The sequence below is a fragment of the Vagococcus zengguangii genome (genome assembly GCF_005145005.1).
Lineage (GTDB): Bacteria > Bacillota > Bacilli > Lactobacillales > Vagococcaceae > Vagococcus_A > Vagococcus_A zengguangii.
The window spans coordinates 691,618-703,654 of the sequence record NZ_CP039712.1 but is presented as its reverse complement, the minus strand read 5'-3'; the positions used below and the strand labels follow the sequence as shown (position 1 = coordinate 703,654).

Genomic DNA, 12,037 nt, shown 5'->3' with positions numbered 1-12,037 from the left:
TCACAAATACAAAAAAGATGGCACAAGGCCATCTTTTCACGTTAACTATTTAAATCAATTAGCGAATTTCTGCTTGGCAGTTTTCTACTAATTGGCTTGTAATTTTTTCCATTACCGCAGTGATTTCTTCATCGACTAAAGTTGCTTCTGAGTTTTCAAACGTTAATGAGTAAGCCATTGATTTTTTATCTAGACCTAGTTTTTCTCCTTCGAAGACATCGAATAAGGCAACATTTGTTAAATACTTACCGCCGTTTGCTTGAATCACATCGATTAAGTCTTGGCTTGAGACTGACTTGTTCACTAATAAGGCAATATCACGTGACACTGAAGGATATTTTCCTACTTCATGGTACGCTTCACCTGCTAAGTCTTGAGCAAATAACGTATCTAAGTTGACTTCACACACATATGTTTCGCGAATGTCGTAAGCTTTAGCCGTTGATGGGTGAACTTGTCCGACAAAACCAATCGCTGTTTCACCGACGAAAATTTCAGCCGTACGGCCTGGGTGCATTTCGTTTATGGCTTGTGTTGCCACAAAACGAACATCCGTTGCACCTATTGTTTCTAAGGCTTTTTCAACAATGCCTTTTAACAAGTAGAAATCAACTAATTGGTTGGTTGAGTTCCAAGATTTTTCAGACCATAGGCCACTTAGAGCCATCGCTAAATGTTTATCTTGTTGTGGTAATTTTTGACCTTCTACATATTTGAAGACATTGCCAACTTCATAAAGCGCCACGTTTAAGTTTTTACGAGCGACGTTGTAAGCGACATCGGTTAATAGTCCGCTAATTAAACTGCGACGCATTACCGCATGATCTTCACTCATAGGTGATTGTAATTTAACGGTTTCTGCTTTATCTTGCACGAATTCTTGCGCTTGAGTTTCTGTTACTAACGCATAGCTAATCGCTTCTGAAAGACCTGAACCTTCTAACACATCACGCAAACGACGTACACGACGTTGATTGATGGTTAAAGCACCTGGTAAACTTTCGCCACTTGGTAAAGTTGAAGGCAAGTTGTCGTAGCCGTAAATACGTGCCACTTCTTCCACAATATCTTCTTCAATCGTAATATCCCAACGACGAGAAGGAATGGTGATCGCATAGGTTTCACCTTCAACTTGGTAGTCAAAACCTAATGCTTCGATAATGTCATTAACGTCTGACACGCTTAAATCTGTTCCTAAAGAACCGTTAATCTTAGCTAACGTAATGGTCACGACTGGATTAGCAGGAATGGTTTCACTTGCGACGATTTCACCAGCAACAACTGTTCCTTCACCTAGTTCAGCCATTAACGCTGCTGCAAACGCTAATGCTTCTTCGATTGTTCCTAAGTTAATGCCTTTTTCAAAACGTGAACTTGATTCACTTCTTAAATTGAATTGCGCTGACGTTTTACGTGTTGTGGTTGGATCAAAACTTGCGCCTTCAATCGCAACAGTTGTCGTTGTTTCGGTTACTTCTGAATCTAAGCCGCCCATCACACCAGCTAAGGCCATTGAGACTTGACCGTTTGTCACCATGATGTTTTCAGGTCCTACCACACGTTCTACGCCATCTAGAGTAGTGAAGCTTTCGCCTTCATGACCACGACGAATGAAGACTTCTTTAGATCCGATTTTATCGTAATCAAAAGCGTGTAATGGTTGACCATATAATAATAATGCATAATTTGTTACGTCGACAATGTTGTTATGTGGACGAATGCCTGCATTCATCAAACGAGTTTGTAACCACATTGGGCTCTCTTTAATTGTTACATCTTTAACCACACGCATACGATAGTTAGGGGTATCATTTGTATCTTCAACTTTAACTGATAAATAGTTCTCAACTGAATCCATTGTATCTTCAACTAATTCAGTTGCTTTGAAATTAGGTGTTTGACGGTAAATTGCTCCTACTTCGTGTGCCACACCACGCATGCTTAACGCATCAGCACGGTTTGGTGTGATCGATAATTCGATGATAGCGTCATCCATCGCTAAGTATGGGAAGACTTCTTCACCGGGCACTGCTGTTTCAGGTAAGATGTAAATACCGTCGCTATAAGCTTTTGGCACGACTGATTCTGAGTAACCTAATTCTTCTAAAGAACAGATCATCCCCATTGACACTTCGCCACGCATCTTGCTTTTTTTAATTTTAATGTTATCTACGATACGAGCACCAGGTAATGCAACGATTACTTTTTGACCAGCATCAACATTAGGTGCACCACAAACGATTTGGTAATCTTCTTCTTCACCGACATCGACTTGACACACTGATAAGTGATCGCTATTTTCATGGTCGCGACGTTCTTTGACATGTCCTACCACGATTTTTTTCAAACCTTCTGAAGGAACGTTGACTTCTTCGACTTCAATCCCAGTACGAGACATTTTGTCCGCTAATTCAGCGGGGGTTGTGTTTGATAAATCTAAATAATCTTGTAGCCATTTATATGATACTAACATCTAGTTTGACTCCTTTACTTTGAATTGTTCGATGAATCGTAAGTCATTTTGATAGAACGCACGAATATCTGTTACACCGTGACGTAGCATTGCTACACGGTCAGGTCCTAAACCAAAAGCAAAACCGCTATATTTTTTAGAATCAATACCTGACATTTCAAGTACACGTGGGTGAACCATTCCTGCGCCTAAAATCTCAATCCAACCGGTTTTCTTACATACGTTACAGCCTTCGCCGCCACATTTGAAACAGCTAACGTCCACTTCAACTGATGGTTCTGTAAATGGGAAGTAACTAGGACGTAGACGAATTTCACGCTCTTCACCAAACATTTTTTTCATCATCACTTCTAATGTACCTTTTAAGTCACCCATCGTCACGTTCTCATCAATCACTAAACCTTCGATTTGGTGGAATTGATGGCTGTGAGTCGCATCATCGCTATCACGACGGAATACTTTACCAGGACTAATCATACGTAATGGTCCTTTAGAGAAATCATGAACTTCCATCGTACGCGCTTGAACAGGTGATGTATGGGTACGTAATAATAATTCCTCGGTAATATAGAAAGAATCTTGCATATCACGAGCTGGGTGATTTTTCGGCAAGTTCATACGTTCAAAGTTGTATTCATCAACTTCGACTTCATAACCTTCTACGACTTGGTAACCTAGACCAATAAAAATATCTTCAATTTCTTCGATCGTTTGCGTTAAAATGTGACGTGTCCCTTGTTTAGCTTGACGACCAGACAAAGTAACATCAATTGTTTCAGCTGCTAAGGCTGCGTTTAAAGCTGCTGACTCTAAAACTTCTTTTTTAGCTTCGATAGCTTCTGCAACAGTTGCTTTAATCTCGTTAGCGAAACCTCCGACTACTGGGCGCTCTTCAGCTGATAAATCTTTCATCCCTCTTAACACTTCTGTCAAAGGTCCTTTTTTCCCTAAAATGCTGACACGAATATCATTTAGTTCAGTTAATGTTTGAACCGCTTCGATATTAGCCAGAGTTTCAGTCTGTAATTGTTCTAATTGCTCTTTTAATGACATGAGTAGACTCCTTTTACTATTTTTGTTTATAAAAAAAGCCTCATTCCTAATAAGGAACGAAGCTTCGCGGTACCATCCTAGTTTGATAGACTAATTTAAATAGGTCTATCCTTAATTATTGTTAACGATGTTTGACACACCGACTTAGATATTGGCTAAGTAACTCCGGAAGTGAACTTCATTAAAGTCTATAGTAAAGCTGCTTACAGTCCATGGCAACTTCTCCCTTAACTATTCGTTTAATTACTCTTTTCCATCTTTGTTTAAATTATCTTTATTTAGTTTACAAGAAAATTGGGTGTCGGTCAACCTTCGAAACAAGTCCCCATCCACTTTTCAGCCCATTCTTGAATAGCTCCCATAACAGGTTGTAATTCTAATCCTTTATCTGTTAATCGGTATTCGACTTTTTTTCCATGATTGGCATCTGCCATTCTTTCAACGATTCCATTAAGTTCTAATTCTTTCAAGCGCTCAACTAGCACACGATCACTAATATTAGGAATCTTGTCTGCTAATTCACCGAATCGTTGCGTGCCTTCTTCTAGTAGAACGTCAATAATCAATCCGTTCCATCTTTTTCCTAAAAATTCAAAAGTCTTCTCGAACTTAGGACACATTTGAAATGTTTGTTCTGGCAACATATGATCCACTCCTTTAATTACATTATTATAGCATAACTAGCTAGACTTTTTCACCTAATCTGTTCAGAAAAAAAGTTGCAGCTCATCAGCCACAACTTTCCAAATAACTATCTGATAGTTACAATATTAAGCACTATAACTAAACATTTGTTTGACGCGTTTTTTCATTGAACGCATAGAGGGTACTACTCCTTCATGAATCGCACAATATTTATCAACAAATGTCACGATGTAACTTTCTTTATACTTTGGCGGCGCAATAGTAGCTAACCACATATGTTTAATAATAATATCTCGTTCTAAATCTGATAATTCGGTTAATTTTTCAGCGTTCTTTACCGCGATTCGAGGATGCACATACGCATGTGTCCCTTCATCAAATTTGGTATCACGCCAGTCATAATAAAATAAATCGTGTAATAAACCAGCACGCGCAGTTGCACGGGCATTACCATTTAAACGTTTGGCAACACGATAGCTAAGATATGACACACTGATGGAATGACTTAGTCTAGTTGCTGTACGATGCTGCTTAAACTCAGCTAATTTTTGAACTTCTTCACGTTCAATTAAATCCTCAACATAGGACATATATTCTAAATCATTTTTCCAATCTAAATTCAATTCATTTCCCACCTTTAATTAATCCTGGGACGACAAACAACATTAATATTTTAACACGATGGTTTTCACAAAACTATCATTTTAATGATTCTTAATTAATTCGTAACATTTAAATTGGATAAGCAAACATTAAGATTCCGGCTGCAACTGCGACATTCAGTGATTCTGCTTGACCTGGCATTGGAATATAAATAGTCTGCGTACTAGCTTTAATGACATCAGCTGACACACCTTGTCCTTCATTTCCCATGACAATGGCGAAAGGTTGTGTAGGCGTTAACTCTCGATATGACTTGGCCTGTTTGTCTAACGCAGTGGCGTAAACCTCCACCCCTTGAGAGCGTAATTCTGGAATTAAAGTGTTTAAATCTGCTTGAACTACCGGTAAATGGAAATGACTGCCTTGCAAAGCACGTTGTACCTTATTGCTGTAAAAATCAGCGCACCCTTTACCTAAAACAACACCCGCATAGCCTGCTGCATCAGCTGTACGTATCATGGTACCAACATTACCTGGATCTTGCACATTATCTAATAATAATACTGGCGCTTGTAATGGTAATTCTAACACTTGGCTCGTTTGTTTTAGTACAGCTACAATTCCTTGAGGGGTTGGCAGCGAAGAAATAGCTTTAATCGCTGCTTCTGATACTTCGTAGACCTCATCGGCTTGTGTTAGCCACTCGTTAACTTCATTGTTGACCATGAAGTCTTTGGTCATAAATAATTTATCTAAACGTTGACCATGTTTTATTGCTTCTTCAACTAAGTGTTCGCCCTCAATCATGTAGCAGCCTGACTGCTGACGGTATTTATTTTTTAATAATTTTTTGGTTTCTTTAATTGTTGTATTTTGTGCAGAAGTAATTTCTTTCATCATTAGCACCCCTTTACTCTCAACGATTATAGCACGGATTAGAACGTGTCGCTAGACTGAGGATTCTTTTAGTTTTTGGCCGGACTTTGGTATAATAAACTAACGAATAATTGGAGGAGAAAGAACATGAAAAAACTAAGAATTAATGTGTCAGGAAGAGTTCAAGGGGTTGGCTTTCGTTACATGACCAAAATGGTCGCTGATCAACTAGGTGTTTATGGTACCGTCAGAAATGAATTAGATGGTTCGGTTACGATTGAAGCTATAGCTGACAACGTGACAATGGAAAAATTTTTAACCGCTGTCAAAAACTCACCTTCACCTAGTGGACGCGTTGATAATTATAAGATTACCGAAGATCCATCCATTAAAGATTCTTTAAAATTCCGAGTGACTCATTAGGGAAAGATTGAAAAAAAATACATTTTGCATTATCATAGTAATGTTATGTGAATAAATTACTAAGGAGAATTGAATGAAAAATATTAAAAAATGGATTGCAGCAGGTGGCTTATTTACGTTAATGCTAACGCTATCTGGCTGTGTGGATATCTATAAAGATGGGCCAAACAAAGGCACACCAACTGGTGACGGTTGGGTTTACAATTTATTAGTTGCACCAATGGGGAAATTCATCAGCATGTTCGTAGACAAGTTTAACGGTAATTATGGATTAGCAATTATCGCTATCACGATTATCGTACGTTTTATCTTGTTCCCGTTGATGGTTAATCAAACCAAAAAATCAACTTACATGTCTGAAAAAATGCAATATGTTAAACCTCAAATTGATGCCTTGCAAGCTCGTTTGAAAGAGGCTACTAACCCTCAAGAGCAGATGGAAGCACAAAAAGAAATGCAACAATTTTACAAAGACAACAATATTAGCATGTTTGGTGGCATTGGTTGTTTACCATTATTAATTCAAATGCCAGTCTTTACTGCTTTGTTCTACTCAATTAAGTTTGCACCTGGTATTGAAAATGCCGCACCGTTCCTAGGCATTGATTTATCAAAACCTAGCTATATCTTGGTAGCTCTAGCGGGTATTGCCTACTTAGCACAAAGCTACATTAGTATGATTGGCATGTCTGAAGACCAGAAGAAACAAATGAAAATGATGACATTCATGTCGCCATTAATGATCGTGATGATTTCATTAGGTTCACCTGCAGGGGTAACATTGTACTGGGTAATCGGTGGTTTAGTTAGTTGCTTACAATCTTTATATACTAACTTAATTCAAAAACCAAAAATTCGTAAACAAATCGAAGAAGAAATGAAATTAAACCCTATCAAACCTGTTGCAGTTAAAGAAGTAAAAGAAGCTCAACCAGCAACTAAATCAGCAACTAAAAAATTAACACAATCATCATCAAAAGGCTTAAACGCTGGTAAAAAACAAAATATTAAGAAGTAAACAAAAACCCTAAGAAAAAATTCTTAGGGTTTTTGATTTTTTATAATTGCACAAACTTTTCGAACGTGATATATTTCTATTTGTAAAAATAATATTAACGATTTTGTTAGGCGAGGCGTCTATACAAACATAGGGTGCTGCCCAGAAACATCGAAAGATGCCAATGGGTAAAACATGAATAGTTGAATTAAGGCTTTTCTAAAGGTACCTAAAAACATTACGGTGTTTTTTACGTTGTATAGTGCTAAAACTCAACGAAGAAATCATAACGGTAAGACCATTCTTGTGTTGTGTTTTTTTCGCATTACAAGGATTTTTTATTGCCTATTTTTAAAGAGAAGGAGGATTTTGTAATGGACCAAAATCATAGTAACGATACCTCAGGACCCGCCATAACCATGAAAGAAAGTCTTTATGCGTCTGTTATAAAATCAGCCGCAAACTTTCTTTCACAACGCATTTTTATGTAGAGAAAGTTAGCACTCAATTATTTAAAGTAAGCGTAAAAACAGCAGCTCTTGCCTGTTTATTTGTTGCGCCATTGTATAATAATGAGGCTACTTATCTGACCAATTTTATTTCATGTTTGGAGGATAACTTATTATGCAATTAAAGAAAATTCAATGGTTAAGTAAAGAATATTTTGAAGGTATCAATTTAAGAAATGAACAATTAAACATTCCAAGTAATTTGACGTTAATTACCGATGCGCCAGTTGATGAAGAATTAGCCATCCACCTAGTTGCCGTCATTGATCAAAAAGTTGTTGCAACACTCTTTTTAGACAACACTGACAATCCACATCAAGCCCAAATTAAACAAGTCGCCGTTTCACCAGACTATCGTGGCAAAAACATTGGCAAATCAATTATGACATATGCTGAAAATATTGCTCGCCAACAAGGCTATCACAGTATTGTTTTAAACGCACGTGATTCTGCTTGGAAATTCTATGAGAAATTAGGTTATGTTGCAGTTGACCAACCTTTCGCAAAAGGTAGCATGATGATGCAACCTTACTATAAATCTATTTAAAACCTACAATTATTATTAATCTTTATGATAAAAAGAGGCAGCCACCAACTAAAAGGTGACTGCCTCTTCTGCTATTCTTTATTAGCTAATGGCAAACTAATTCTGAATGTTGAACCTTTTTCAAGGACACTTTCAACTTTAATTTTACCATCATAAGTTTCAACTAACTGCTTGGCAATTGATAAACCTAGGCCATTTCCGCCTTTATGACGGCTACGCGCTTTATCCACACGATAAAAACGATTAAAGACTTGCTCTAAATCAGCCTCGCTTATCCCTTCACCATAATCTTGAATCGCGATTTCTAAATAATCATACGTCGTTGAAATCGATAATAACACTTCTTTACGATTCATAGAATACTTAACCGCATTATCTAAAATAATAATTAAGATTTGTTCTAAATGATTACGATAAATTTTGACTTCTTTTTCTTCTAATATATCATCGTCTAACACAAATTTAAAATCTGGATAGAGCATCACAAAGTTATTATACACTTGATGAATGACTTCTTTCGCATTTGAAACATCATGCTTATGATGTAAATCAATTTGTCCTGCTCTTGAAAGATCAAGCATTTCTTGAACCAGGCTTTTCATACGGCTAATTTCTTGTAAAGACGCACCCAAAGATTCTTCCAAAATTTCTGGGTCATCCTTACCCCAACGATTTAACAACTTTAAATGCCCTTCAATCACCGCAACAGGCGTTCTAAGCTCATGTGAGACATCTCCCACAAATTGCTGTTGCTGTTCGATAAAACGTTGCATACGGTCCATCATATCGTTAAAAATGATTGCTAAGTCAGCGAACTCATCTTTCATTTCCTCAACTGGCATACGCGCTTCTGTTTGGGGATCTGTTTTAATTTCATTAATGACTTCTGTGATTTTCTTAAGTGGTCGCATAAAGTAATGAGACAGCGCTAAGCCAAATAAGGCACTCACAATAATACTGATTAAACTTAACCAAAACATCAAGCGAATCAAATTATTCTTAACGGAATCTACCTGACTCAAATCATAAAATAATTGTATATAGCCGATTTTTTCGCCTTTTTCTTTGGAATAGACAGGTTCAGTCGCTAAGAAGCCTGTTTTTCCATCTACAATTTTTTGTGAAACCTCTCTTTTCTCACTGCCATAATAAGCATGTTTCGTATTTTTAGTTTCAAAAACTAAATGTTGCTCCGTATTATAAACGGAAACACTTAATTCTGGTTGAGATAATTCTGAAATAAATGAATTCAGACGAATTAAGTTCGCTTCTAATGTTCGTTCGGTCGGGTCCGATCCCAACACACTGTGCTCATCAGACAAATAGTAGGCTGTGTTACGAATGGATAATTCATTATTTGAAATTTTCAACCGATTCGCAACATCGTCTATCGTCGCGTTAATATTTTCTCGTTCTACTTCGATTAGGGTATCAATACTTTTTTGATAGGTGACTGATGAAAAGACAATCACACAAATTAATACAAATAAAGATGTAAGTAAAGTCCACTTACCACTCATACTTAAGTGGAAGTGAACTTTAGCTAGTTTATTTGATTCTTTGTTCATTATGAACGCATGACATAACCAGTCCCGCGAACAGTTTGAATATAGCTGTCCTCACCTGGTAAATCAATTTTATTACGTAGATAACGGATGTATACATCCACTACGTTCGTTTCAACTTCTGTTTCATAACCCCAAACTTTTTTAAGTAGAACATCACGTGCTAACACGACGTTGATATTTTCCATCAATGTTAATAATAATTCATATTCACGTTTTGTTAATTCTATAATGTCGTTATTTCGACGAACGACGCGATTTTCTTTTTCAATCGTCAAATCTCGATACTCTAATGTTGTTTGTTTCACAACATTACGATCTCCTTCAAAATCAATTCGGCGTAGTAACGCTCGTAAACGTGCTAATAACTCTTCAATAGCAAATGGTTTAACAATATAATCATCCGCTCCGTGATCTAATCCTGATACACGGTCAATCACTGAATCACGTGCGGTCATCATAATGATTGGTGTATCTTTGGCTTGTCGTACTCTACGGCACACTTCTAAACCATTTAACTCTGGTAACATCAAGTCTAATAAGATAGCATCCCAACTACTGTTTAAGGCTGCTTCTAAGCCTGTGCGCCCATTGTAATGAACCTCTACTTCATAGCCTTCATGTTTTAGTTCTAGTTCAACAAAACGCGCTAGGTTCTTTTCATCTTCGATAATTAAAATACGGTTCATTCAGACTAATTCCTTTCTCTGTTCTTCACCGATAAGCCATATTATGCTATATCGATTTACGCTAAGTAATACTATTTCATTAATTTAAAAAGATGGTCCAAAAGTTGCCACTCATTTATAGGACCACCTCTTCAACGTGTGAGTATAATTTTCTTACTAACTTATTAATCGTTAATCGATTGTCAGACTATTTTGTATACCAATCGTGGTGGAAGATGCCTTCTTTATCTTTACGTTTATAAGTGTGAGCACCGAAGTAGTCACGTTGCGCTTGGATAATGTTAGCTGGTAAATCAGCACTACGATATGAATCATAGTAAGCAATCGCAGAAGAGAAGGTTGGTACAGGAACACCTGCTTGAACGGCTAACGCCACCACTTCACGCACTGATTTTTGGTATTTTTGTGTGACTTCATTGAAATACTCATCTAATAATAAGTTTTTCAATTCTGGATTGTTTGCATAAGCATCGGTAATTTTTTGTAAGAATTTCGCGCGGATAATACAACCTGCACGGAAAATCTTCGCAATTTCACCATAGTTTAACTCCCAACCGTATTCTTCACTTGCAATACGTAATTGTGCGAAACCTTGCGCATAGCTCATGATTTTACTGAAGTATAATGCTTCACGAATTTTTTCAACTAGTTCTTTCTTATCCCCTTCAAACGGTTGAACATCTAACCCTTTGATTTTAGTGCTTGCTTCCACACGTTCTTCTTTCATGGCTGAAATGTAACGCGCAAATACTGATTCAGTAATTAATGGTAGTGGCACACCTAAGTCTAAGGCACTTTGGCTTGTCCATTTACCTGTCCCTTTATTACCAGCCGCATCTAAAATCACATCGACTAATGGTTTGCCTGTTTCGTCATCTTTGTGAGTTAAAATGTCAGCCGTAATTTCGATTAAGTAGCTATCTAATTCCCCTTCATTCCACTCTTTGAAGATGTCAGCCATTTCATCAACTGAAAGGCCTAATAAACGTGACATTAAATCATATGATTCAGCGATTAATTGCATGTCACCATATTCAATCCCATTGTGCGCCATTTTCACATAATGACCCGCACCATTTGGTCCAATATACGTCACACATGGTTCACCATCTTCAGCTTTTGCAGCGATTTGTTCAAAGATTGGTGCCACTAATTCATAGGCTTCTTTTTGACCACCAGGCATGATAGCAGGCCCTTTTAATGCGCCTTCTTCTCCGCCAGAAACCCCTGTCCCGATAAAGTTAATTCCTGAGTTTGCTAATTCTTCGTTACGTCTGATGGTATCTTGGAAGAAAGTATTTCCGCCATCAATTAAAATATCCCCTTTATCTAAGTGAGGTAATAAACTTTGAATAGTTGCATCAGTCGCCGCACCTGCTTGTACCATTAACATAATTTTTCTTGGTGTTTCTAAAGAGTCAACAAATTCTTCAATTGTATAGGTTGGAACTAAATTTTTTCCAGGATTTTCTGCAATTGCTTCTTCTGTTCTTGAAGCTGAACGGTTAAAGATTGACACTGAATAACCACGGCTTTCAATATTTAATGCTAAATTTTTTCCCATTACCGCCATACCGACGACACCGATTTGTTGTTTAGACATGTTGTTCCTCCTAAAAGTAATCATTGATTACACGTTTTCCTAATCTATTATACA

At 37.2% G+C, this 12,037-nt stretch carries 11 protein-coding genes and 1 riboswitch; of the genes, 3 read left to right on the top strand and 8 right to left on the bottom strand.

Going from position 1 to position 12,037, the window contains the following annotated elements; genetic code table 11:
* Positions 1-58 precede the first annotated feature (58 nt).
* From pheT to FA707_RS03365, 5 genes are all read right to left on the bottom strand, one after another.
* On the bottom strand, positions 59-2,473 hold the full coding sequence (gene pheT / locus FA707_RS03385; RefSeq protein WP_136952896.1) for a phenylalanine--tRNA ligase subunit beta: 2,415 nt from the start codon (positions 2,471-2,473) through the stop codon (positions 59-61).
* Complete coding sequence (gene pheS / locus FA707_RS03380) at positions 2,474-3,526, bottom strand: phenylalanine--tRNA ligase subunit alpha (RefSeq protein ID WP_136952895.1); 1,053 nt, start codon at positions 3,524-3,526, stop codon at positions 2,474-2,476.
* A gap of 305 nt (positions 3,527-3,831) precedes the next feature.
* The gene (locus FA707_RS03375; RefSeq protein WP_136952894.1) at positions 3,832-4,170 is read right to left on the bottom strand and encodes a winged helix-turn-helix transcriptional regulator; all 339 of its coding nucleotides are present in this window, start codon (positions 4,168-4,170) and stop codon (positions 3,832-3,834) included.
* 126 nt (positions 4,171-4,296) lie between these two features.
* Positions 4,297-4,761 carry an HD domain-containing protein gene (locus tag FA707_RS03370; protein WP_136954171.1) on the bottom strand — a complete coding sequence of 155 codons (465 nt, stop codon included), beginning with the start codon at positions 4,759-4,761 and terminating at the stop codon, positions 4,297-4,299.
* Between the two features lie 142 nt (positions 4,762-4,903).
* Entirely contained in the window at positions 4,904-5,671 is a 768-nt protein-coding gene (locus FA707_RS03365; RefSeq protein ID WP_136954170.1) for a TrmH family RNA methyltransferase, read from the bottom strand.
* A gap of 126 nt (positions 5,672-5,797) precedes the next feature.
* On the opposite strand from FA707_RS03365, the gene FA707_RS03360 reads away from it, so the two are divergent.
* From FA707_RS03360 to FA707_RS03350, 3 genes are all read left to right on the top strand, one after another.
* Complete coding sequence (locus FA707_RS03360; protein ID WP_136952893.1) at positions 5,798-6,073, top strand: acylphosphatase; 276 nt, start codon at positions 5,798-5,800, stop codon at positions 6,071-6,073.
* A 73-nt stretch (positions 6,074-6,146) separates the two neighbouring features.
* Positions 6,147-7,091: a membrane protein insertase YidC gene (gene yidC / locus FA707_RS03355; RefSeq protein WP_136952892.1), complete on the top strand. Its 945-nt coding sequence runs from the start codon at positions 6,147-6,149 to the stop codon at positions 7,089-7,091.
* 95 nt (positions 7,092-7,186) lie between these two features.
* Positions 7,187-7,360: riboswitch (M-box (ykoK) riboswitch) on the top strand.
* Between the two features lie 334 nt (positions 7,361-7,694).
* Positions 7,695-8,126, top strand: coding sequence for a GNAT family N-acetyltransferase (locus FA707_RS03350; protein ID WP_136952891.1), 432 nt, complete (start codon positions 7,695-7,697; stop codon positions 8,124-8,126).
* A gap of 71 nt (positions 8,127-8,197) precedes the next feature.
* Here FA707_RS03350 and FA707_RS03345 read toward each other — a convergent pair whose 3' ends face one another.
* From FA707_RS03345 to gnd, 3 genes are all read right to left on the bottom strand, one after another.
* Positions 8,198-9,694 (bottom strand): HAMP domain-containing sensor histidine kinase, encoded by a 1,497-nt coding sequence (locus tag FA707_RS03345; RefSeq protein WP_136952890.1) that lies wholly within the window; start codon positions 9,692-9,694, stop codon positions 8,198-8,200.
* Positions 9,694-10,380 carry a response regulator transcription factor gene (locus tag FA707_RS03340; RefSeq protein ID WP_136952889.1) on the bottom strand — a complete coding sequence of 229 codons (687 nt, stop codon included), beginning with the start codon at positions 10,378-10,380 and terminating at the stop codon, positions 9,694-9,696. Before FA707_RS03340 ends, FA707_RS03345 begins: the two co-directional genes overlap by 1 nt.
* A 187-nt stretch (positions 10,381-10,567) precedes the next feature.
* Entirely contained in the window at positions 10,568-11,983 is a 1,416-nt protein-coding gene (gnd, locus tag FA707_RS03335; RefSeq protein WP_136952888.1) for an NADP-dependent phosphogluconate dehydrogenase, read from the bottom strand.
* Positions 11,984-12,037: the final 54 nt, after the last annotated feature.

Coding starts and splice junctions, on each gene's coding strand:
- pheT (WP_136952896.1), bottom strand. CDS start 2,473: ATGTTAGTATCATATAAATGGCTACAAGATTATTTAGATTTATCAAAC.
- pheS (WP_136952895.1), bottom strand. CDS start 3,526: ATGTCATTAAAAGAGCAATTAGAACAATTACAGACTGAAACTCTGGCT.
- FA707_RS03375 (WP_136952894.1), bottom strand. CDS start 4,170: ATGTTGCCAGAACAAACATTTCAAATGTGTCCTAAGTTCGAGAAGACT.
- FA707_RS03370 (WP_136954171.1), bottom strand. CDS start 4,761: ATGTCCTATGTTGAGGATTTAATTGAACGTGAAGAAGTTCAAAAATTA.
- FA707_RS03365 (WP_136954170.1), bottom strand. CDS start 5,671: ATGAAAGAAATTACTTCTGCACAAAATACAACAATTAAAGAAACCAAA.
- FA707_RS03360 (WP_136952893.1), top strand. CDS start 5,798: ATGAAAAAACTAAGAATTAATGTGTCAGGAAGAGTTCAAGGGGTTGGC.
- yidC (WP_136952892.1), top strand. CDS start 6,147: ATGAAAAATATTAAAAAATGGATTGCAGCAGGTGGCTTATTTACGTTA.
- FA707_RS03350 (WP_136952891.1), top strand. CDS start 7,695: ATGCAATTAAAGAAAATTCAATGGTTAAGTAAAGAATATTTTGAAGGT.
- FA707_RS03345 (WP_136952890.1), bottom strand. CDS start 9,694: ATGAACAAAGAATCAAATAAACTAGCTAAAGTTCACTTCCACTTAAGT.
- FA707_RS03340 (WP_136952889.1), bottom strand. CDS start 10,380: ATGAACCGTATTTTAATTATCGAAGATGAAAAGAACCTAGCGCGTTTT.
- gnd (WP_136952888.1), bottom strand. CDS start 11,983: ATGTCTAAACAACAAATCGGTGTCGTCGGTATGGCGGTAATGGGAAAA.